The 23,593-nt window shown below is 40.9% G+C and carries 13 protein-coding genes and 1 tRNA gene; 5 read left to right on the top strand and 9 right to left on the bottom strand.

Translation table 11 applies throughout. The features are described 5' to 3' along the window. Window positions 1-9: 9 nt before the first annotated feature. Window positions 10-3,180, top strand: a complete 3,171-nt coding sequence (locus BUC10_RS01400) for a cytochrome c biogenesis protein (RefSeq protein ID WP_073176128.1) — start codon at window positions 10-12, stop codon at window positions 3,178-3,180. 121 nt (window positions 3,181-3,301) lie between these two features. On the opposite strand, the gene BUC10_RS01395 is transcribed toward BUC10_RS01400, so the two are convergent. Further along, window positions 3,302-3,646 carry a winged helix-turn-helix transcriptional regulator gene (locus BUC10_RS01395; RefSeq protein WP_073176127.1) on the bottom strand — a complete coding sequence of 115 codons (345 nt, stop codon included), beginning with the start codon at window positions 3,644-3,646 and terminating at the stop codon, window positions 3,302-3,304. A 92-nt stretch (window positions 3,647-3,738) separates the two neighbouring features. Here BUC10_RS01395 and BUC10_RS01390 point away from each other — a divergent pair, with 92 nt between their 5' ends. Both BUC10_RS01390 and BUC10_RS01385 read left to right on the top strand, forming a co-directional pair. Further along, entirely contained in the window at window positions 3,739-4,614 is an 876-nt protein-coding gene (locus BUC10_RS01390) for a type 1 glutamine amidotransferase domain-containing protein (RefSeq protein WP_084732497.1), read from the top strand. A 60-nt stretch (window positions 4,615-4,674) separates the two neighbouring features. Further along, window positions 4,675-5,289 (top strand): hypothetical protein, encoded by a 615-nt coding sequence (locus tag BUC10_RS01385; protein WP_131819028.1) that lies wholly within the window; start codon window positions 4,675-4,677, stop codon window positions 5,287-5,289. A gap of 157 nt (window positions 5,290-5,446) precedes the next feature. Here the strand turns inward: BUC10_RS01385 and BUC10_RS01380 are convergent, their stop codons facing one another. The 5 genes from BUC10_RS01380 to BUC10_RS01360 form a co-directional block, all read right to left on the bottom strand. Then, window positions 5,447-5,884 carry a hypothetical protein gene (locus BUC10_RS01380; protein ID WP_073176125.1) on the bottom strand — a complete coding sequence of 146 codons (438 nt, stop codon included), beginning with the start codon at window positions 5,882-5,884 and terminating at the stop codon, window positions 5,447-5,449. A 40-nt stretch (window positions 5,885-5,924) separates the two neighbouring features. Continuing rightward, window positions 5,925-6,818, bottom strand: coding sequence for an alpha/beta fold hydrolase (locus BUC10_RS01375; RefSeq protein WP_084732496.1), 894 nt, complete (start codon window positions 6,816-6,818; stop codon window positions 5,925-5,927). Window positions 6,819-6,870: 52 nt separating this feature from the next. After that, on the bottom strand, window positions 6,871-7,575 hold the full coding sequence (locus BUC10_RS01370; protein ID WP_073176124.1) for a DUF6090 family protein: 705 nt from the start codon (window positions 7,573-7,575) through the stop codon (window positions 6,871-6,873). Window positions 7,576-7,600: 25 nt separating this feature from the next. Then, window positions 7,601-8,785, bottom strand: coding sequence for an acyltransferase family protein (locus tag BUC10_RS01365; RefSeq protein WP_073176123.1), 1,185 nt, complete (start codon window positions 8,783-8,785; stop codon window positions 7,601-7,603). Between the two features lie 122 nt (window positions 8,786-8,907). Beyond that, entirely contained in the window at window positions 8,908-10,062 is a 1,155-nt protein-coding gene (locus BUC10_RS01360; protein WP_073176122.1) for a helix-turn-helix domain-containing protein, read from the bottom strand. 955 nt (window positions 10,063-11,017) lie between these two features. Between BUC10_RS01360 and BUC10_RS01355 the strand changes: the two genes are divergently transcribed. Beyond that, a complete protein-coding gene (locus tag BUC10_RS01355; protein ID WP_073176121.1) occupies window positions 11,018-12,736 on the top strand; it encodes a purine-cytosine permease family protein in 1,719 nt (572 codons plus the stop codon). A gap of 17 nt (window positions 12,737-12,753) precedes the next feature. Further along, on the top strand, window positions 12,754-14,232 hold the full coding sequence (locus BUC10_RS01350; RefSeq protein ID WP_073176120.1) for a mannitol dehydrogenase family protein: 1,479 nt from the start codon (window positions 12,754-12,756) through the stop codon (window positions 14,230-14,232). A 258-nt stretch (window positions 14,233-14,490) separates the two neighbouring features. On the opposite strand, the gene BUC10_RS01345 is transcribed toward BUC10_RS01350, so the two are convergent. From BUC10_RS01345 to BUC10_RS01335, 3 genes are all read right to left on the bottom strand, one after another. Continuing rightward, a tRNA-Pro gene (locus tag BUC10_RS01345) sits at window positions 14,491-14,564 on the bottom strand. Window positions 14,565-14,719: 155 nt separating this feature from the next. Beyond that, window positions 14,720-15,016 (bottom strand): hypothetical protein, encoded by a 297-nt coding sequence (locus BUC10_RS01340; protein ID WP_073176119.1) that lies wholly within the window; start codon window positions 15,014-15,016, stop codon window positions 14,720-14,722. A 205-nt stretch (window positions 15,017-15,221) separates the two neighbouring features. Continuing rightward, window positions 15,222-23,540 (bottom strand): T9SS type B sorting domain-containing protein, encoded by an 8,319-nt coding sequence (locus BUC10_RS01335; RefSeq protein WP_073176118.1) that lies wholly within the window; start codon window positions 23,538-23,540, stop codon window positions 15,222-15,224. Window positions 23,541-23,593: the final 53 nt, after the last annotated feature.

The following is a 23,593-nucleotide window of genomic DNA, read 5'->3' as shown; positions in this document are numbered from 1 at the left end:
ATTCTCTCCATGAGGCATCTCTACCGTATTTTTTCCTCACCTCAACTTGCTTTGCTTTTGCTCGTGGTTTTTGCAACGGCAATGGGTATAGCAACCTTTGTTGAAAACGATTTTGGCACTGCTACGGCTTGGGTAAAAATTTATAATGCCAAGTGGTTTGAGCTGGTCATCCTCGGTCTGGCTTGTTGTTTTGCAGCGAATATTTTCAAGTACAAGCTCTGGCGAAAGGATAAATGGGCCATTTTACTGTTTCATTTGGCCTTTATTATTATCATTTTGGGTGCTGGCATTACACGCTATCATTCCTATGGGGGTATTATGCGCATTCGTGAAGGAGCATCATCCAATACCATTATTTCAGACCAGAATTACCTTCAGGTCCATATCTCCAAAAACCAAAAGACCACTCATTTGGAGAAAGAGATATACTTCTCCCCATTGAAGGACAATTCCTTTAGCATGCAAACCCATTTGGATGGGAACACGATAAGGATTTCCCACAAAGAATTCGTGGCGGATGCTACTCCGGAAATAATCGACGATCCCGAGGAGGGTCTTCCCCTATTGCAATTGGTGGTTACTTCTGGCAATGGTCGGGAAACCCTTTTTCTAAAGAAAGGCGAAAAAGAAGAGATTGGAAGTCATAAACACAAAATCGGTTTTGAAACCAAAGGCAGCGATATCATCAATATTTTGGAAAAGGAAGGCGTTTTCCAAGTACACTCACCTCATCCCATGGATTTTTTTGTCATGGCCGGCCAAACCGCGGGTACCATAAAAGAAGATACGCTGCAGACCCTACAGTTGCGGACCTTATATCGTTCTGGAGATTTTTCATTTGTTCCACTTTCGTTTCATCCTTCGGGAAAGATTGCATTGGTAAGTACCTCTGAGAAACCAAAGGACAATGACCAAACAAAGGATGACGCCTTAGCGCTGAATGTCGATGTAAATGGTAAAACCAAGGAAGCAACACTATTGTACAGGGAGGGCTTTTTACCTACCACCCATGAGCTTATGGTGGATGATGTGATATTGTCCCTGTCTTATGGCGCCAAACCCATCAGTACGCCATTTTCCATAAAACTTAACGATTTTCAGCTTGAGCGCTACCCAGGTTCTGAAAGTCCATCGGCCTACGCCAGTGAAGTCACTGTAATTGATGGCGCTATAGCAACTCCATTCAGGATATTTATGAACAATGTTCTAGATCATGGCGGCTATCGTTTTTATCAGGCGAGTTATGACACGGATGAAAAGGGCACGGTCCTTTCGGTGAATCATGACGTTATTGGAACCAATGTGACCTACCTAGGCTATTTTTTAATGATGATTGGGATGTTCTTTACCCTATTCGGGAAAAAGTCTCGCTTTGCTTATATCAACAAAAAGCTTCGCAAACTAAAACGAAAGGAACAACAACTGGTCACCCTGCTTCTTTTTGGATTCCTTTCCCCTCAGCTTCCCGGTCAGGAAAAAAAGGATATCGTTCCCATTTCGGTATTGGTATCGCAACAACAAATTGATCAACAGCACGCTGATCTTTTTGGTCGTTTGATGGTTCAGGATTTGGATGGAAGGATAAAACCCATCAATACACTCGCTTCCGAGTTTTTGCGAAAAGTATCACGTAAACCTTACTACAAATTTAACGGTGAACAACAACGCATCCGCTTGGATGCCAATCAGGTATTCTTGGCCATGCATGTAGCTCCAAAGGCATGGCAGCATATTCCCATTATAAAAATCGATTCCAAAAAGGGAGGTGAGTTCTTTGCAAAACTTAAAATCAATGATGATGATTTCATTGCTTTCGATGATTTAATCAATCCAAAGGGAGAGTACGTGCTTACAAAGGTTGTAGAAGCGGCCAATGCAAAAAAACCTGCAGAACAAAATGAGTTTGACAAAGAGGTGCTTAAGGTTGATGAACGCTTTAATATTCTTTTCAATATTTTTTCTGGGAATTATTTGAAGATATTCCCCAATAGCCTCGACATCAAGGACACTTGGTTCAGCTACACTCATCATTTTGAAGATTTCCCTCCGGAAGATGCGCGTTTTGTGCAAACCATAATACCAAATTATTTCAATGATGTGGTCAAACAACAATGGGCTGCAGCTACCGAAAAACTATCCTATATTGACACCTATCAAGCTACTCTGGGAAATCACATCATACCTAATGACCAAAGGGTAGAGGCCGAATTATGGTACAATCAAATGAACCTCAATTTTTGGTTGTTTCAGGTTTTTTTCACCTTGGGGCTGATCATGCTCTTTTTGGCATTGGCCAAGATTTTTATTCAAAAGTCTGTGATTAACGTTTTATGGAATACGATGATAATCCTTTCTTTGATTGGTTTTCTGGTTTTCACTGGAAATATTATGCTACGATGGTATGTGGCGCAACACGCACCTTGGAGCAACGGGTATGAAATGTTGGTCTTTGTTGCATGGGTGTTGATGTTTTGTGGATTACTTACTTATAGAAAATCTGATTTTGCACTACCGCTCTCTACCTTGTTCACCGGCTCCTTGCTATTTGTTAGTTATTTGGATTGGCTGAGTCCTGAAATCACTAATTTGATGCCGGTACTCAAATCGTTTTGGTTAAAAGTACATGTGGCCACTATCGTTAGCAGCTATGCGCCCTTGGCATTATCGGCAATACTTGGTCTTATGGTACTGCTGTTGATGATTTTCAAAACTAAATCCAAAGGTGCAACTATTGATCTAAAAATCCAGGAGCTAACCTATATCAACGAAATTTCCATGACCATAGGTTTGTTTGTTTTGGCGGTGGGCACCTTTTTGGGAGGCATCTGGGCGAACGAGTCGTGGGGACGGTATTGGGCATGGGACCCAAAGGAAACCTGGGCCTTGATCTCCATAATAATCTATGCCATTGTGCTCCACTTAAGATTTGTCCCCTCATTGAAGAGCACTTATGTGCTGAATGCTGCCAGTGTGATAGCTTTTGGCTCCATAATAATGACTTCTTTTGGAGTCAATTATTACTTATCCGGATTACATAGTTATGCCGCTGGAGACCCACTTCCCATCCCAACTTTTATTTATGTTCTTGCCATCGTTGTCATTTCGGTATGTCTTTTGGCTTATGTTAGAAATGGGCAACATTCAGAACGGGGAAAACTCGAAACTTCCGAAGTCAACTAAGATATCTGCATGCTTATCCCCATAGCAGAATGGATGCAAACCAATATTCGGATTGCCATTTATTCTGATTAACAACAAGAAACTGGTTCCCACCTATTGTTCTTTTTCAGTATCGTTGTGATCAATGTTTGATTCCGTCATCTTTCATTAGCTCAAATCCATAGTCCCTAAGCATGGATATTATGGGAATAGAATTCATGCCCTTTTCGGTTATGGAATATTCCGTACGAACAGGAACTTCTGGTATGACCTCCTTGTTTATAAATCCGTCATTCAATAATTCCTTGAGATTTTTACTTAGCATTCTATCCGATAGATGGGCGATGCTTTCCTTTAGTTCAGAATAGCGCCAGGTCTTATCCTTCAATCGCCAAAGTAAGGGCATTTTATAGGTTCCCCCGATTTTGGCAAACACATATTCCACTGGTGTGTAATACTTTTTGTTGTCCTTTAAGAATTGCGGCATACTTACATTTATGTTAGTTACTAACAAAGATAGCAATTCATCAATAAAATAGGACCTATTGATACTTTTGTGTCAACAAAATAATATTCAAAATGAGATATTCAAGAGCAACTTTTTATTCCTTCGCACTTCTATTTATCGGTTGCGCAGGACAAGTAGAAAAAAAGAAATCCGATACCGACTCAAAAAAACAAATTGAAACAACAACACAGGTAAAAGAAAAAGAAGATTACGTCCATTTTCATGGTGCGCCTTTCAAAGGAAAGATATTGATGGTGGCCAGTAGTCCCACAGTTTCCAAACAAACCGGTTGGCCCATTGGTTTTTGGGCTGCAGAACTCACACATCCGTTACACGTGTTTCAACAAGCCGGCTATGAAGTTGAACTAGTTTCAACGGCGGGCGGCAAATTGGTTATGGATGGGTATTCCGACCCGACCGATGAAAGTGGCTATTCTGCCCACGATGTGATTTCACTTGGTTATATGCAGCAAGAATCTTTTAAAACAATGCTAGAGAACACCAAAAAACTTACCGAGGTCAACGTTAAAGATTTTGATGCTATTTTCTTAGTTGGGGGACAAGGCCCAATGTACACTTATCGGGACAACAAAGATTTGGAAAGACTTTTTGTGGATTTCTATGAATTAAACAAGCCGACCGCCGCTGTATGCCATTCCACTACGCTACTGTTGAAGGCCAGAAAATCAGATGGTGATTTAGTGATCTCTGGTAAGACCTGGACGGGTTTTGCCAATGCAGAAGAGGATTTTGCGGATGAAGCCGTAGGTATGAAAATTCAACCCTACCGTATCGAAGACGAGGCAAAAAAACTGGAAAACACAACCTTTAAAGTAGCGACCCCCTTCGCCTCGTATGCCATTGAAGATGGCAATTTGATAACAGGGCAACAACAAAATTCTGGGGCAGCAGTAGCCAGAATGCTGGTGGCTCAATTATCCGAATAGTCAGCATAAACACAATCGACTAGAAGAAATCAAAGGTTCTAAGCAGCAGTTAAAAACAACATGAAGAACTTTCTAACAAGCCTGATACTGATAATTCCACTCAACAATTGCCTTTCACAGAGTATTGAGATTATGCCAGGTTCCAAACGGATTTTTATAGATCTGCAATGGCTAAAGCCTTTTGATGATAAATACAAATGGACCCTATTCACCAGATCAAGGGCTACAGCAGAATATGGGAACAACAATACGAATCTTTTTACAGGCGCCTATCTAAATTACACCTCCAAGACAGGTGTCGGAGGCACCTTACTTGGAAGAGTTTCCACTACTTCCTCAGGCCTTGATCTCGGGGTTCACTATTTTAAGAATGGTAAAAATTTCATGATTTATGCGCTGCCTGCAATAGCACTTAAATCAGACTTGTCATACAGTTGGTTTTCCATAGTAAGATATACTCCCAAACTGACGGATACCTGGATCTTATATACAAGCTTGGAGTTGTTTTCCAACTTCAATACGTCTGGTCATATAGCCAGTGTACAACGTGTGCGATTAGGGTCAGGTTATCGGGACTGGCAATTTGGTCTAGCCTTGAATCTCGCAGGTATTGGAAAGAATTATGAAAACAAGGATACCAATCCAGGAATATTTGTTCGAAAAATATTTGATTGACTCCTGAATCCAAAAAGAGTTTTGAGTTGACCAAAATTCCCTTTTAAAAAGGTCTATTCGTCTTAGTTGTTCGGGTCTATAGGCATTCATAAAATTAAAAACCAATGAGCTCAATCGTAACCTGTTTGTGCTCATTGGTTTTCGTTTCTTTTTTAAATCAACTCTGATACTTTTCCTTCTTTTTGAATACCATGTTAACACGGTACTTGGCCTGACCACCGATTACTTCTACATCCTTTCCTGAACCAAGACTTATATTGTTCTCTTTGCCATTATAGGCATTGACATACTCAAAGCCAAGTTTGGACATGGCGTTCAATAAATCGGTTTGATTTCTGATTCGAAGTTTTTTCCTGTTTTGAAGTAAGGATTCCAGTTCCTTTAAAACCTTTTCATAATCAGATTTTTTATAATCAATGTTTATATTGATTCCCCCAATAAGTTTGGTATTCTCTGAAGTAACAACCACGTATTCGGGAAGTTCATCAATGCTTACAGAAGATACCGCTTCTACCTTTAATTCTTGAGCTGTAACACTGGCTGACCATACTACCAGCAATGTTAGTCCTACTAAAATTTTGTTTATTGCTTTCATTTTGATTTACTTTTAATTCTTTGATTTTTAATTGTCAATTCTACTTTGATAATAATATTTTGATGTGTTCTATTACTAGACCTGGCTCCTCGAAATTTATACCATGTCCTGAGTCTACCGTACTAATATGAGTAAAGTCAGAGATACCAAAACCTAATTCTTCGTGTGCATCATACCAAGTTTGTCTAGTACCTTCATGAAGTTCATCGGTATCGTTATTATTCTGATCCTGTTTCATACTTGTAAGCACCGTTATGGGTATGTTCGGCAAATCTGTTAAGGTTGTGGCATATGTATCATCTTCTATTAATTCTCTGGCTTCCATTGGTGCTCCATGATTTTCCGTTCCAAAAAGACCTACATAAATTTCATAGACGAAATCTTCTTTAGCTTGATTAAGATTGTGAAAAGATTCATGTGTTGGATCAATAAAAAGGATTGATGCTACTTTATCTGGATTTTTGATTGCATAATCTCTAGCAATTAGTCCTCCAAGAGAATGACAAACGAGTATCACTTTTCTTCCATTTAAATAGGGCTCCACGACCATTTCTAAATCGGAGGTTAAAGTCTCAATATCTCTTGGCCCTGGACCTATTTCGGAATTGTTATAACCTGCTCTATCATAAAGCAATACATCAGATAAATCTCCAATTTCGTCTACAATTCCTGTTGTGAACCACTCGAAAGCACCATAACCAAGTCCAGATTCAAATACAACAAGATATTCTGCATCATTGATTTGGCTATAAGTTTCTAATTTGTGTGTGCCCAAATCGATACTTACCTGCTGTGGTTCATTCCTACTTGCATTCGGTTGCGAATTACCATTGTCATCGTCGTTATTACATGATGAGATAAATAAGATGGACATTATTGCCATCATTGTAATTTTCATTTGATTTTTACTTGTTTTCATTGTAACTGTTCTCATTTTGATTGTTTTCAATTGATTTATTAATATTTAAAATGTGTTATGTTAAAATTCAGGATAGAAGTTCTTCGCTTATTTCAGCTGTAATCACTTCAATTTCGTTCAAAGCTTCTTGATATACCTTGTCCTTTTCTTCCATGATTTGTAGCAGAGCGAGTACTAGATTTTGAAATTTATAAGTGTACAATTCATCAGGGCTCTGAATTTTCCCGTCCGAAAATTTTAAAAGGGGAGTTATACCTGGCACTACATAATTCATCATAGCATCATAATGAATGTTCTCCATTCGATTGATATACAGGTATTTTTCCTCTAGGAGTCGAATCCCATTAATGATATCGTGATTACGTAAGAATTTGATCTCTCCACTGTTTACCAAGGTCTCATAAATATTCCCCTGACGGTCAAAATCGGTATATTGGGTCAGTTTGCGAACAATAAGCCCCAGAGTGTCCATCTTGCTTCTATTATTATCTTCCAGAATTTCGTTGGCGTAATTAAATTGAAACATAAAGCTCTTGTTCATGTTCATTTGCTCCAAAATCAATTCTCTATCGTTCGCTATCTGATTACGTACATTTTCATAATATCGAATCTCAGCATTGCCCTTTATTCGGTTATCGTTCCAGTTATTGACTTGAAAGGCCAAACTTATCCCGATCATGACCAACAGAATTTCCCCAAAGGCATATAGCAGGTATCGTTTCAAGTTTCCCTCTTTGATAAGAGTCTGACGAATTTTTCTGAATAGTTTCATCTTTGTTTTTTAAGGGTTGAACCAATTATTTGTCAAATACGGGGGATTTAGGGAGTGCGTTGGCTAGAACACCTTGTTTCTTTTTTGGCTTCATTCCAAAAACAACTCTCAGAACATTGAATTTTTGAATGAACCAATAACATCCTATAATGAACACCAATGATATTAGGGTTATTAAAATTGCTTGTATTCCATAAGAAACATCCCATTGTAAGACGACATAGCCTACAAAAATCAAGGCAGGCTGATGCAAAAGGTAAAAGGGATAAATGGCTTCATTCAATGCTTTTCGTGATACATGATCTTTGTTAAAGTATCTTTTACAATAGCCGATTGCCGTCAATCCGCAGGACAATGAAATGACCATTTCGGTTATTCCTCGAGAGTAATCCTGAACTATGGAAGGTTCTCCGAAAATCGATGGCAATGAAAAGAGCAATACTGTAAATAGGATTGTTTGATACAAGTACAATCGCCTATCCTTGGTAAGAGCCCTAATTACTTTGTCACTTGTGAATAGGATAAATCCGCCCAAGAAGAATAACAAGTAATAGGAAAAGTAAGCCCAATCATTATAAAGGGCATGGGTGCTGTTTGGAAAATACTGTCTCAAAATAACCTGGGAAATGATAAGAACGGGCAACAGCCAATTCAACCCCATTTTCCTTGAGGCAATGTTTATCAATTTTCCCCTGACCATATTGTAATGTCCACTTTTGGTATAGTTTAAAAATGGCGCTATCAATAAGGATATCAAAAGTAAGTACAGAATAAACCATAAGTGGTGCCATGAGATATTTCCAACTGGATAAGGTCCTCCATCGAACATATGGGGGATGAAATCCAAGAATGAGCCGTATTGGTCAATTCGTTCTATATAGACCATAAGTGGTACTAAAGTGAAAAAGCCGACTGTAAATGGGATATACAGTCTTCTTAATCGCTCTTTCACATATTGCCAAGTTGTTCTATGGCCCATAGCGTAGAATGTTCCGATACCAGAGACCAGAAACAATAGGGGCATGCGCCATAGATGTAACCACCACATTATAGGGTCTAAAAACTCAAATGATTCCGCACTGTTCACGTGCCATTGTTCCGGTCTAAAAATCATTCCAACATGAAAGAAGAATACGCTTATTATAAGTCCGATTCTTAGCCAATCGATAAAATACTTTCTTGGTTTTTTAGGTGTAGCCTGTGTGTACATAACTGTTCGTTCTTTGATTATGAAACAAAGCTATTGTACAACGCCCCCTTCCAACGACCTAGCCTATAAGTACGGTGTTCGTCCTTATCGGAAAGCACATTTTTATATTGTATATCAGTGAGTTACGAATTCCGAAAGGCGGAGGGAGTCTTAGAAGTAATTTTCTTAAAAGCGGAATTGAAGGCGGACTTCGAGTTGTAGCCCACACGTTCCGCAACTTCTTCAATGGTCAGTTTTTTACCCAAATCCGTTTTTAAAATGGCCTGCGCTTCCTTGACACGATAGGTTGCCAAAAGCTCGAAAAAAGACTTACCAATTTTCTCATTTATGACCTGTGAAACATGATGCGGGGTTTCATGAATGGCTTTCGCTAACCCAGACAATGAGGCCGTACTACTTTTAAAGTATTTTTCATTCTCCATTTGGGATAAAATGTTCTCGAGAATGGTATTTTTTTCAGATTCCTCTAAAGATGACTTTATATATTTTAGCGATGGAACTTCTAAAAAGGAAGAAACCTCATTGTAATAGGTAGATTGATTCATGATTTGGATCGCGGTCATAAATATCATAAAAGAAACATAGAGATATATAAAATGGTCACCTACGTCGTCATGAAAAGTATTCTTTACCAGAATAAAGATTATCGTCACGATTATGATATGCAACGAGATATTACGAATAGCCTTAAGGGTTTTGTTTTTCGTCACAAAAATTGACTCTCCCGAAGATTTGGTTTTAAGCAATAGTTTACGTGACCCAAGAATTATGTAAACTACAAAATAAATGCCCGTCAATAGATTTGTATAATTGCGAACGCCAAGGGGATCATCTGAAAAAGTTTGGTTTTCATCTAATCTGGGATAATCCATATCCATTACCTCAAGACTATCATTAAATTTCACCGCATCCGGTTGCAAGAAATAAAACATACAAATGCCAAACCAGAACAGTGAAGGGATAAAATGCACCCAATAATATTTTTTCCCATGGCCATCAAGTTGTGAGTCGATAAATAAATAGAGTAATCCCGCCATTAAAAAGTTCAGTGGCTCAGCAAAATTCGATAACCATAAAAACTTAAAAATATACCCTGTGTAATTCAGCCAGCCTTCCAGCATCGTCAAGGATATGGCGAGAATAAAAAGCCCCATAAAGAGGTTGGGAAGATTGTTGCGTAGTGATTTTTTAATGATGAAGTAGGACACGAATAGGCCAAGAAAAACCCCTAACAGTATAACTAAGGCTATAAAATCAATATGTATAGGAATTTCCATATTATAGTCAAAGTAACGATAATTCCATGGGTGGATGTAAAAGCAGTCAAAAAAAAGATTCCCATGTTAGAATCTGACATTTGCCAAATGGGCTGCAAAATTCAAGATTTATATCCCATGAGAATTGTAACATGTCAATGGTATTATTATATAAGCTATAGATAATCCCACAAAAAGAACCTTTTTGGGACTTATTAGTCAGTTTAGATTTTTGTTATTCATCGTATCTGCCCTCCAACCCAGTCTCGTAAGACGGATAAACATTGGGATTCCAAAAACACTTATAAAATAGGTAACCTTTGGAAGTCATTCTTCCACAAAAACCGCTGTTATTAATGGGAATCTAAAAACAAAAAAAACTCTGGCAATCAAGGGGTTACCAGAGTTTAGTTGTTAAAAAATGTTAAAAGTCGGGATGACAGCACTATGAATAAAAGCACAATCATCTCACTATCAATATTTTGCGTTGACTTTCGCAAGATAGGTAACCGAATAGGTAACTTTTCGAGCTGACTTTCTTGCTTTCATAAAACTAGTGATTAATTGGCTACAACCAGCATTATGGAATACATTTTTAACATCAAAAATGGGCCAATACTTGTAAAAATTGAAGCACCTATGCGTTCCATAAAACTTTAAATAACGAAACTAATAAAAAAGACGAGAAATGGGACTGGGTTAATAATTGTAATTAACTCTTCTGCTGAATCCAATAAAACGGCCGTTAAATATAACTAAAATCACATTAGGCTATGTGAAATAGTCTGAAATCAACTTTTATAATTCAATTTAAAATGTCGCTTAAAATTTGCGACTGTTAAGACCAAGTTTTTCTGGCAAAGTATCTCGTGAAAACCTTACTATCATTCCAAAGTCGCCCTTATTTCTCTATCTTTCATGGTAAGTTTAAGAATTTGCCTCTTTCAGTTCTCTAAATAAAACCACCAAACACGATATGAAGAATTCGAGTAACTTTTCGAAATTGGAACAAATGCAGGAAGAACAACTGCCAGTTCCAAAACATAAACTTCACGACTGGACTCATTTTGCAGGGCTATATGCGGCCGAACATGTGGCAGCAACCGAGTTTGTCATAGGAGCCACTTTTGTTGCCTTAGGTGCCAAGACCATGGATATAGTCATAGGTCTGCTCATTGGAAATATATTGGCCGTATTAAGCTGGACTTTGATTACTTCTCCGATTGCCGTTGACACCCGATTAAGCCTTTATACCTATCTCAAAAAGATTGCAGGCAAGAAAATGTCATACTTGTACGATTGGGCCAATGTGCTCATATTCACGGTTATTTCTGCGGCAATGGTAACGGTCTCGGCAACTGCTGTGCGATTCGCCTTTGATATTCCTGCGCAGCTGAATTGGTATCCCACAAACTTTTGGTTCATATTAATTGTTTTCTTGGTCGGTATGGTTGTGGTCTATGTAGCCATCTATGGTTTTAACGCCGTTTCTGATTTTTCAGGGATATGTGCACCATGGCTATTTACTATGTTTACCAGCGGTGCATTGGTGTTGCTCCCTGCCCTTTCGTTAAGTGTTTTGGAGAAACCGCTTCCTGGTAGCTGGTCTGAATTTGTGGATATTGGGAATCTATCCATATGGACGGGCATAAATAGTGATGGGGAAAGCGGTATAGGATTGGTCGAGGTTATCGGTTTTGGATGGGCTGCAAATACCATTACACATTTTGGCTTAATTGATATGGCTTTATTGCGATTCGCAAAGAAGAAATCCTACGGATTGGCAACAAGTACGGGAATGCTATTTGGTCATTATATTGCTTGGATTGCCGCTGGAATTATGGGAGCTGGAGCTGCTGTGATTTTAGGAAAGACCATTGTGGAGCTTGACCCCGGTGATGTGGCTTACTATGCATTAGGATGGTCAGGTTTTGTGATTGTTATTGTGGCGGGATGGACAACAGCCATCACCAATCTGTATCGTGCAGGATTGGCGGCACAAGCCATATTTTCCAGTTTCTCCCGTCGAAAGACCACCATGGTAGTGGGAATTGCTATGGTTATCATTGCTTGTTTTCCCTTTGTGTTCTCCCAGATACTTCCCTTGCTGACATATGCAGGCCTATTGGTGGTTCCTGTCGGAGCTATTGTGTTTGCTGAACATCAAGTGTTTCCCAGAATCGGATATACACGTTATTGGTCAAAGTATCAAGACTACCTAACCAGCATACCCGCTGTTGCTTCTTGGGGATTGGGGTTAGTATTCGGTTTTGGTCTAAACTTTTTAGATGTCATGTCTTTCTATTATCTATTTATTCCAACATGGTTTTTCACTACTATTTTATATACATTTTTAGCGGGTCGTTATGGTGCCAAAAAAACCTATCCAGAAGCAGAAGCTAAGGAAAAAGAGTTCAATGAACTGGTTGATGAGTACCACGAAAAGTTGGCTGCTGAAGAACCAACCCCACCAAAGGACAATTCTTTATTTACAAAAGCATTAAAAGTCCTAGCGGTGACTGCTTTGTCAATTACTTTAATATTGGCAGCAAAGGTGTTGTTTGGTAGTGCTACGGAAAAGGACTATATCGTCAACCGGGAAACCTTTTATTTCTATGGATTTGTCTGTACGGTTACCTATTTCGTTACTGCGTATTGGGCAATGAAAAGGAATAAGGTGAAAATTGGATCTTAATCTGTAGAAAAGTAGAAATGGAGTTAAATCAGAAAAATCTTGACAATCTTTCAAATCGAATTTCCTGTCCCGAATATGACAGAAAATCATTAGCAACAGGAATTGTCCATATCGGGGTTGGTGGTTTTCATCGTTCGCATCAGGCCTACTACATTCATCTATTGTTACAAAAAGATGATGCTGATAATTGGGCAATCTGTGGTGTGGGTCTACGGGAAGGAGACCGTAACATGTACAATGTCTTAAAAGAACAGGATGGTCTTTATACCTTGGTCACCCAGCACCCCAATGGGGACATTGAAAATGAAATCATCGGTTCTATTGCGGAGTTTCTATTGGCGGTCGATGACCCTCAAGCCGTTATCGATAAATTGGCAAGTGAAACCACTAAAATTGTATCGTTGACCATCACCGAAGGAGGATATAATTTTAATCCATCAACCGGAGAGTTCGATTTTGAAAATCCTGACATACAACATGAACTGAGAAATCCGAATGAACCCAAAACGGTTTACGGCTATTTGACCGCAGCACTCAAAAAAAGACGAGCCAACGGATTCCCACCATTTACAATCATGTCCTGCGATAATATTCAGCACAATGGTGCTGCCGCCCGTAAAATGGTATTGGCTTTCGCAAAAAAACAAGACCCTCAGTTAGCTAGTTGGATAGAAAAAGAAGTCAGCTTTCCGAATAGTATGGTTGACAGAATTACTCCTGTGACTACAAAGGAGATAATAGACTATCTAAAAAATGAATATGATTTGCAGGATAAATGGCCCGTAGTATGTGAGCCTTTCATCCAATGGGTTGTTGAAGACAATTTTTCAAATGGTAGACCACAACTTGAAAATTTAGGGGTACAATTCGTTCCTGATGTGACGCCCTATGAAAAAATGAAGATACGATTGTTGAATGCGGGGCATTCTGTCTTGGGAATAACAGGGGCAATACATGGGCATCCTACCATTGATTCCTGCATGCGCGATGAAACCTTTAGAAAGTTTATGAGAGGCTTTATGGATAAGGAAGTTACCCCTATTTTAGGTTCCATAGAAGGAATCGATATGGAGGACTACAAAGATAACTTAGAAATTCGTTTCGGCAATCCCAATATTAAGGATAGCGTTAGCAGAATCTGCTCAGAAAGTTCGGCCAAACTTCCAAAATTCTTGATTCCAACACTGATTGAAAATTTAGAGCAAGATGGCAGCATTAAATTTGCCACATTTATACTTGCTGCATGGTGCTATTATTCTGACAAAAGAATCAATAAGGATGGAAGGCCTACTGAAATAATTGATGCTATGGCAGTACAACTTCATGAAGCAGCCAGAAAAACCGCCACAGAACCTTTGGCATTTCTAGAGCAAGAATCACTTTTTGGTAATCTTTCCAAAAACAAGCGATTTACTGAGTTGTATAAGGAAATGATTGGGAAAATCTATGGGGACCCCAATATCAAAAAATATATGCAGGATGTTCTTGGCGAGTAGTCCACTAAAATCAACCTTTTTTGGGACTTATTAGTCAGTTTAGATTTTTGTTATTCATCGCTACTCGATTCGAACTTAGTCTTAAAACACCCGTAAACATTGGACTTGCAGAAGTGCTTTAAAATTAGGTAACCGAATAGGTAACCTTTACAAGTCATTTTAGTACAAAATCAACTAATTTACATGGAATACTTAAAACAAAAAAAACTCTGGTAATCAAGGGGTTACCAGAGTTTAGTTGTTAAAAAATGTTAAAAGTCGGGATGACTGGATTCGAACCAGCGACCACACGCACCCCATGCGTGTACGCTACCAGACTGCGCCACATCCCGTGTTCCACCTTCAGTCGAGAATTTCAATACACAAGGTCTTATCGTAGAACATCAACAATACCAAATGACCTCTCCCAAAATCGGAATGCAAAAATATAAATTTTAGTCAATTTATCTTCAGATTACGAAAAACTTGAAAGAAAATTTCTGGAGTATCAAAGTCCGGTCAAAAACTCCCTGATTTCCAAGCAAAATGCTTCTCTAGCTTCTGCTGAGTCATAGGTGGGGTTGAGTAAAAAGTAGCCAATAGTTTGATCTTGGCAAAACTCATCTAAACTTCTACCTGGACTTAGATGATAACTCATTAACAAAGTGTTGTAATCAATTTTATAAGGTTTGGAAACCTCATCATAGCCGTTAAGAAAAAGATTGAGCTGAAAAATGGAATAGTCCAAACTTTTTGATTCGTAGGTTAAAAAAGATGGGGTTTGGAAAGATTTTGATTTATCCATGTAATCGGTTGTTAAAGATTTGGTTCACCCTTGTTAAACTTTAGAAACATAGCAAATCTAACAAACCACAATAATAAATTGCCCCGCTTCCTATTTTATAACAGCTCATTTATCGATTACAAATTTTGGTTAGGTTGTCGCAATCCAAATAAATAAGCTGTGAAACAAAGTTTCAAAGTAAATATAGCCAAAAAACCATTAGGACCTATCTATACAGTGTGAAATGCCCTACATACTGCTGGTTTTCATTGTCGTTTGCGTTGACAACATACCAATAATCACCTGTGGGAAGTGGATAGCCTTCATAGGTTCCATCCCATTTCTTCACCTGATCCAATCTGGCCACTACCCGTCCATAGCGATCATAAATAATTACATCAATATTTGGGAAGAACTCTCTGTTTCTAGGAAACCAATCGTCGTTCAATCCGTCGCCATCTGGTGTAAAGAAAGGTGGGATCTCTGGCATGCCCTCAAAGTTGAATGGCATTACCAAATTGGCCACACATCCATTTCTATCCCGCACCATTACACTAACATTGGCGTCGAAATTAATACTAAAGGTATTTTCTTCTCCATAAGATTCGCCTTGGAAGAAGTATTCGTATCCACCAAAACCACCTGAAGCAATCGCTTTGATTTCATTTGGTCCGATTTTCTCCACTTCCAAAGTCAATGGATCATAGGCATCAATTTCGAACTCCACAAAGGTTACACATCCATTTTTATGATAGATATATACCGTGTGTTCCCCAGGAGACAGGTCTCCAAAGGTTCGCTGCTCGGTTGCCAATAGAATATCGTCCTCATCCAAGGAGAACAACAAATCGTTCAATACAGAGCTGTCCGGAATGGAAACCGTTGCCGTGCTATTTGGGAATATGCCCTCACATCCATACTCCACGATAGGTTCGGCCATCAATTCTATTCCAATTCCGATATCGGCCACTACGTTGGTTTGACATCCGTTGGAATCCCGCACAAAAATCACATAGGTTTCTCCACCTTGAAGATTATCAAAGAATAAGGTGTCGTTCTGTACAAAATCGGCATCATCGGCTGAGTTTACGCTTGTATAGTATGGCGCAGTACCTCCAGTAACTTCCAAAGTCAAGGTTCCGTCCATATCCCCCAGACATATCTCCGGGGTTGTAGAGGCTACACCAGCCAACAACTCCATTGGTTGTGTAATCTCCACTGTTCTGGTTATCGTACATCCCAAATCGTCCTGGATGATTACATCGTAGGTTCTTGGAGATAAATCGTCAAAGGTTTTTCTGTTGGGGTTGGATGGATCATCACCTTCAAAGAATTCACTTAAGGTATCAGAAATCGAATATCTGATGTCGCCGGTTCCACCACTGGCCTCAATAATAATTTGACCATCGGTATCCCCGAAACATGAAACAGGTACAGCTTCCAAGTATTCCAATACCAAAGGCGGTTTAGGTTCTATGATAATAGGGTCTGAAATGGCCTCACAACCTCCACTTTGGGCATACACATAATATGTTCCAGGCGGAAGATCCCTAAAAATACCAGAACTCTGCGCAGTTCTCACCGTGGTTGCTGGAGTAGGATTGGGAGGTGTGTTGGAATTCAACAAAGTATACACATAGCTTCCGATTCCACCAAAAGCCTCCGAACGAATTATGCCTGTAGCCTCACCCGCACAGTTAATGGTAGCGTTGGTCAAATCCAATGCTATGACCAAAGGTGCCGCGGGATCCAAGGAAATCTGGTTTGATTTTTCGAACGGGCAACCATTGGAATTCTGAACGTCATATTGAAATGGTCCAGGGTCCAAAGTTATATCTGCCGTTATTTCAACGCTGGTCAATCCAGCTCCAAAGGGTGTAAACGGGTCAGCTGTCCCAGCCCTTCTATAGAAATAATCCACGCCTACTTCTGGATTGGTTACGGTAAGTTGCATTCTACCCAAATCCCCACAACCAGGAGGCTGCAATTCCACCAATTCAGCTATAACAATCTCCGGATCTTGAACTGTAATCGGAATTGTGGTAAAGCTACAGTTCCAACCATCAAAAATAGTAATGGTATATTCTCCTGCTGATAGGTTTGCAAAATTTGGGGTGGTCTGAAGACCACTATTTGTTCCATCGGTAATCCTGTTCAATTGGTACAAGTAGTTGCCCGCTCCCTGACCGCCAGCCATACCATAGGCCTCTATAATTCCATCATTGTCATTATTACATCGCAAGGGTTGTACTACCTGGATATCTGCGGTGATCGGGGTAGGCAAGGGTAAGTTGACATTCGTTGTTTCCTCACAGCCCCTTAGGTCCCTTATATTGACCGTATAGGTTCCGGTTGACAAATTCTGGAAAATTGGATTCGTATTGGGGTAATCCACAAGAACTGTTGTACCATCTGGTGCAATCAGTTGATACTCATAGGTACCCCAACCTCCATCTCCGGTAGCGGTAATTTCCCCAAAGCCGGGAACATTACAGGTAACTTCCGTGGTTTGAACAGCGGTCACAGAAAGTGGTCTGTCCGGGGACCGTACCGTGGTTACATTACTGACCACATCACAGAATGGGGAAGCGGTTGCCTCTACATGCACAACAAGGTTACCAGCGGGCAAGCCCGTTATGATTTCAGGACTGTTGATCGGTGCGTTGGTATCGAAACTACCTGTGACCCCAGTTGTGGTCTCAACCCCAGAATTATCCCTAGAGAATACTTCGTAGTTATACGTACCGCTGTAATTATTTATGACCAGACTTATCTCACCATCATTCCCGTTAAAACAAGTCACAGGTCTTACCTCTGCAATTACAGCTTCAATAGTGTTATATTCCGGCATATTGATGGTTGCCGTGAGATATGAACATCCACCACTACCAACATCGGTAACGGCAAAAATATAATCTCCAGGAGTAGCTATATCCCAAGTTACCCTATCCGTTCCACCTGAGTTCCTAGCCGGTTCCGATCCAAGAGGCAAAATCTCCACCTCATAATTGCCCGGTCCTTCATTCACAATAATTTCGATGGTACCTGGACTTACCCCCGTTCCTGAAGCATCACATGTGATTTGTCCCACATTGTAGCTGAAGGTAATGTCAGTTGGTGTATTTATACTAACTGTTGTGGATTCCTCACATCCATTTTGGTCCCTTGCAGTAAGGATAAAGGTTTGGTTTGTACCATTATCGATCACCTCAAATGTATTACTGGTCTGAAAGTTTGTCCCATCAAATTGCGGAGTACCATCGTTCAAACTATAAGTATATGGACCTGTTCCTGTTGCCGTACCGGAACCATCGCCATTGGTATCGGTAAATATGGTAATCGTTGCAGTACTAAACTGATTGCTGGATGGATTACAACTAAAATCGGTATTAATGGCATCCACTTGCAATACCGTGGGTTCCAAGATGATGATATTGCCTGAGCGGTCCGAACAACCTCTATCCGAAACCACTTCCACTTGATAGGTATCCTGACCCAAGTTATCGAAAACTGGGGAGCCTTGAGGGCCGGCCATAATCGTAGAGCTGGCACCATCATAAAGTATATAGCTCAATGGTGTATCTGTATCGCTCCCCGGTTGCAACTCAACCGAAATTGTACCATTATTGGCTCCATTACAGGTGATATCCGTACTTGGTGTGGCGGTAATCACCGGAGTGTTCACTGTCGAAACATTAACAATGGCTTCGTCCGAACAAAGTGGCGTGGTATTGGAATTTAAGTCCGTAACCAAAATGTTGTAGTCTCCTGGTAAAACACTGCTGAAGATATTGGAACTTTGTGCCGGGCCAATATTGGCCAATGTTCCGGCGTCCCTAAGCTGGTATTCAAAATTACCACTACCCCCTGTGGTGTTAACTGTGATTTCCCCATCACCAGCATTACAGGTAGGAAATGATGTTGCATCGGCGGAAATTGCGAAGAAATCAAATACTTCGGCGGTAACCGTATTGATACATCCGTTACCATCCCTAACAGTAATTACATAACTACCCGGATTGGGAACCACGAAGTTAACTCCGGTTTGGAAACCACTTCCTATATCATACATAAATGTCTCGTGCGGCAAACCAGAGCCTGTTGATAATGGAGAAGTCACATCAATCTGATAACCACTGGTAGCTGTACATTGGTTCGTAACATCAATGGTTGGATTCGGCACACCAGCTTCTTGCGTTACTGTTCCGGTAACCATGGCTGTGCACCCATTGGCGTCTTGTACATAAAAATCGTAATTGGACGGATAGGGACCTCCAATTTCAAATGTGGTATCCGCTCCAAACACAGTTGGGACCGGATCTCCAGAAGGCACATAGGCATAATTGAAAGGAGTGGCCGAGCCAATACCCCTAACTGTAATAAATGCGCCTGCATTACAAGTGGCCTGTACGTTGTTATCAATTACTATAGATGGCGAACTAAAGCCAATAAATACGAGAGTACTTCCACTACAACCCGTGGTATCGTCTCTTACTATAATTTGATAATTCCCCGGTGCAAGACCAGTAAATGTGTCGGCATAGGGAATCGCAACATTGGTAGAAGAAGTGGGGCCAGAAATGATGGCACCGGTATCTGTATTCTCCAAGGTAATGGTCAAATCCGCAGGACTTGCAATTCCAGTGACCTCATAATCTATTGCACCGCTACCTGCAACATTACAGGAAGCCGTGGTCGCCGTTGCCGTCACTGTAACAGGACTTGGTGCAGTTATCGGCAAGATTTCTTCAATATAGGTACACCCTAAGTTATCTCTGACTTCTACAAAATATGTCACTCCAAAGGTTACAACAGCAGAAAAGTCATGGATATCAACTCCGTTAACGTTGGCAGGTGTGAATGTAGGGTCTCCTACCAATCTAAACTCGTAAGGTGCGGTACCACCTGAAGCTTGAACCCGATAAGAAATAAAGCTATCCGTACATAGGGCTGGTGGTGGGTCCAATGGTGTTAAATCCAAGGTATTCTGATCAATTACCACTTCATCCCTATCTTCACATCCTTGGGAATCCGTGGTTACCACGGTGTAATTTCCAACCGGAAGGTTTGGAAAATTTACCGTTGTACTTCCTGTTCCCGTTGACGAGGCCACCAAGTTACCGGCAACATCCAATAGTACATAATCAAATGGAGCAATTCCGTTGTTGATGGTGGTTGATATGGAACCAAGAACCGAACCAGCTGAACAAACCGCGGGAGAGGGCGTTGCAGTTGCATCTAATGCCGCACTGCCACCTATCGTTACATCATAAGGAGGACTCACACATCCCCTACTATCCCGAATCACAAAACCACCATGGGTACCCGGTCCATATCCAGAAAAGATGTTTTGTGTTGTGAAGGTAGCTCCGTTATCGTTACTAAACTCATAAGGAGGAACACCTTGGGTAGTATCTGGAATCAGTTCAACAATTCCACTGGTATTGTCCCCACATTGCGTATCCGTTCCAACAACAGAACCGGCAATGGTCTCAGGAGGTGTAATGGTTACTACATTCGATTCGGTAGTGCACCCTTGACTATCTGTAACAAGAAACTGGTATGTTGTATCCGAAGTAATGGAACCATCATTAGGTATGTTATACACAAAGGAATTCCCTGTAATATTATTGTTGTCGGAAGTATAAGGGGCACCATTTATGCTCACCTCATAAATATCATAATCACCTCCAGAGGTATATCCGTTACTAATGTTCACCTGAATTTGTGCCGGTGGGCCAGCACAATCCAGTTCTTGGATGGTCGTAGCATTGGCCACCACCTGTGGCTCTATGGTTTGAGTGACCGTGTCCCTACAGTCATTTGCGTCCACAACTTCGATCGTGTAGGTACCGGGGGTAAGTCCCGAAAAGGTATTGCTTACACCAAGTGCACCTCCATTTATTCTGTATTGGTAAGGGGCTGCTCCCAAGGTAGCGTTGACCACTAAAGTGGCTGCAGTAAAATTATCATAACATAAATCCGAAGCACCTAAATCCAATGCCAATGAAGGAGCTTGTAACGATGTCAGGGTAAAACTATCCGTCACCGTACAACCGTTGGCATCAGTTACACTCACTTGATACAATCCATCCTGAGAAAGGTTAGAAAAAACACTGCTGTTTTGAGGTCCCCTTGTTGAAGCATCTGGTTGGGTCAGGGTATATCGGTTTCCTCCCCATCCACCAACAGTATTCACTCGAACTGCACCAATATTTCCGTTCTGACAGCTCATATTGGTAACATCCAAGCTGGAGACCGCAAAAGCTGTTGACGGTTCTTCAATGGTCAATGTGGCTGTATCGGTACAACTTGTTTCCTCATCCGTTACCGTTATCACATAGTTTCCGGCAGCTAAACCGGTGACTGGAATAATACCGCTGTTTTGGGCAGTAAATAAAGTACCTCCATCAATACTATAGCTGTAGGTAGTATTAAAGCCGTCCACCAAGTACCTTCCTTCACCATCAGAGTCGCCAACGCAGGTGACCACTCTAGTCTGCTGGGCCTGTACTCCAATGGAACTAATATCTGTAATGGCATAATTTTCATCGTAGGAACAACCTTCATTGTCCGTAACCCTGAAGGTGTAAGTTCCCAATCCCAGTCCTGTGAAGGTAGCATTGTTACCATTATTTATAGCACTGGCCGCTGGGGCAATAATTTCGTAGGTATAGGGCCCACTTCCTCCAGTCACCACAAGTCCCACCGAGGCGGTAGTTGTAATACAATTCAAGCTGGAGATGGTAAAAGCCAAATCTGTAGGTTTATCCAAGGTATTGAAGACAACATCTGGTAATGGCTGCACACAACCATTCGCGTCCCGGACCAAAGGGGTGTAGGTACCTACCCCTAAATTGGAGAATACGGGATTAGTTCCAAATCCTGCACCTACACTATATTCGTAGGGAGCCGTACCTCCAGAAACACCGGATATGGTGATTTGTCCTCCATTTTCATCTGCACAGGTAGGTACGGTGTCCGGCGTTGCCGTTGCATTGATGTTTGATGGTGTTCCAATAGTTGCAACTTGGGCAGCCGTAGTACAGGTAAAGGTGTCCTGCTCATAGCGTAGGACAATATCATAGGTGCCAGGTGCCAAACTGGAGAAAACATTACTGATTTGGTAGCTTGCCCCGTTGTTGATACTGTATTCGATTTCATAACCAAAGCCATTGGTCACATTTATGGTAATCCGTCCGTCATTGGTACCACCACAATTGGCATCTTCCTCTACAAAATTGAAAAGTGGCGGTGGTATATCTGGTACATTAACAGATGCGCTTCGTTGACAACCATTGGCATCCTCAACCAAAATGGCATAAGTAGCGGCCGTAGTCACCGTAAAGGTGGTTGAACCGGTATAAGGTGCGCTAAAGGCTCCACCATCAACACTAAAACGATATGGTGCCGTTCCACCCGATGTGGTCAAATCCACATCAACAGAAGAGGCTCCACAGCCAAAACTCTCGGAAGCAGTGGCCGAAACATCCAAAGGACTAATTCCATTTCCTATTTCAATAGCTCCTCCGCCTGTGGTAGTGGTTATTGTTTCCGAACAGTCATTGGTCTCTACACGAATACTATAGGTTCCAGAACTTACGTTAGCAAAGGTGTAGGAGTCCGATCCATTTGGACCAAAGGTATCCACGGTAACTCCATTTTTTATCAAGCGATAGGTGTAGAATCCAGGCACTCCAGCTACTTGCACATCAATACTTCCCAGCTCTCCGCTACACAGGATATCATTGGCCGTCACATCAACGGTAATGTCCAAATCTTGAACGTTTACCGTATTTGATGGGAAAACACAGGCACTGGCAGAAACATTTTTAAGACGCACCCAAACCATATAGTTTCCTGCAGTCGTAACATCAAAGTAAGGGTCGTCCTGAAAAGGCCCTGTGGGACCGGCTATACTGTACTCATAGCCTGCAGGAACATTGGTTACCTCCACTCTACCGGGGTTTCCACATACTATGTCTTCTTTTATAAGTTGCGGGTCCAAGGGGTTAAGTGTTGACTTGAAGTAGAAGTACTGTCCCGAATCCACCCTTACTCTAAACTCCCCTGAGGTTGACAAGCTGTAAGTGGAGTTGGTTCCAACTGTATTCCAAGTACAGGCCGCATTTATGGTTGGACAATCATCCACCACTGTAGGAGCACAGGTATTGGTGTCCAATTGCTGCCATTCATAGGAGCCTCCAGACTGACTAAGGCTAAGCGTTCTGACATCACTGGTACCGCAGAGGAAAAATTTGGCCAAGGTACTACCGTCGTTCGGACATACCACTTCCTCGTTCGCACCTTGAATAATGGTCATGAACATGGCGCTGCTGGCAGTTGTTGAAAAATGGGATTCTTTGCGCGCAAATTCCGTTTCGGAAGATTTTGAAATCTTTGCATCCTGAGGTCCAGAAACCGCAGCGACTACCTTTTCAAGTACCCGATGAACCTCTGTTTTTGCTAGTACCGTGGAACCAAATATTGATAGAAACACCAACAACACGGCATATAGCAAATGCCTTGTTTTCTGTGGGAGCATAGGTTAAGTCTTGTTATGGAAGAATACGTCAGATTTGGGGTCTTAATATTCTA

Source organism: Flagellimonas flava (assembly GCF_900129665.1).
GTDB classification, from domain to species: domain Bacteria; phylum Bacteroidota; class Bacteroidia; order Flavobacteriales; family Flavobacteriaceae; genus Flagellimonas; species Flagellimonas flava.
Note: the sequence above shows the minus strand (reverse complement) of the source record. Positions and strands in the feature narration are given on the sequence as shown.

Excerpts from the sequence above, each read along its gene's own strand:
- BUC10_RS01400 (WP_073176128.1), top strand. The coding sequence starts at position 10 with ATGAGGCATCTCTACCGTATTTTTTCCTCACCTCAACTTGCTTTGCTT.
- BUC10_RS01395 (WP_073176127.1), bottom strand. The coding sequence starts at position 3,646 with ATGCCGCAATTCTTAAAGGACAACAAAAAGTATTACACACCAGTGGAA.
- BUC10_RS01390 (WP_084732497.1), top strand. The coding sequence starts at position 3,739 with ATGAGATATTCAAGAGCAACTTTTTATTCCTTCGCACTTCTATTTATC.
- BUC10_RS01385 (WP_131819028.1), top strand. The coding sequence starts at position 4,675 with ATGAAGAACTTTCTAACAAGCCTGATACTGATAATTCCACTCAACAAT.
- BUC10_RS01380 (WP_073176125.1), bottom strand. The coding sequence starts at position 5,884 with ATGAAAGCAATAAACAAAATTTTAGTAGGACTAACATTGCTGGTAGTA.
- BUC10_RS01375 (WP_084732496.1), bottom strand. The coding sequence starts at position 6,818 with ATGAGAACAGTTACAATGAAAACAAGTAAAAATCAAATGAAAATTACA.
- BUC10_RS01370 (WP_073176124.1), bottom strand. The coding sequence starts at position 7,575 with ATGAAACTATTCAGAAAAATTCGTCAGACTCTTATCAAAGAGGGAAAC.
- BUC10_RS01365 (WP_073176123.1), bottom strand. The coding sequence starts at position 8,785 with ATGTACACACAGGCTACACCTAAAAAACCAAGAAAGTATTTTATCGAT.
- BUC10_RS01360 (WP_073176122.1), bottom strand. The coding sequence starts at position 10,062 with ATGGAAATTCCTATACATATTGATTTTATAGCCTTAGTTATACTGTTA.
- BUC10_RS01355 (WP_073176121.1), top strand. The coding sequence starts at position 11,018 with ATGAAGAATTCGAGTAACTTTTCGAAATTGGAACAAATGCAGGAAGAA.
- BUC10_RS01350 (WP_073176120.1), top strand. The coding sequence starts at position 12,754 with ATGGAGTTAAATCAGAAAAATCTTGACAATCTTTCAAATCGAATTTCC.
- BUC10_RS01340 (WP_073176119.1), bottom strand. The coding sequence starts at position 15,016 with ATGGATAAATCAAAATCTTTCCAAACCCCATCTTTTTTAACCTACGAA.
- BUC10_RS01335 (WP_073176118.1), bottom strand. The coding sequence starts at position 23,540 with ATGCTCCCACAGAAAACAAGGCATTTGCTATATGCCGTGTTGTTGGTG.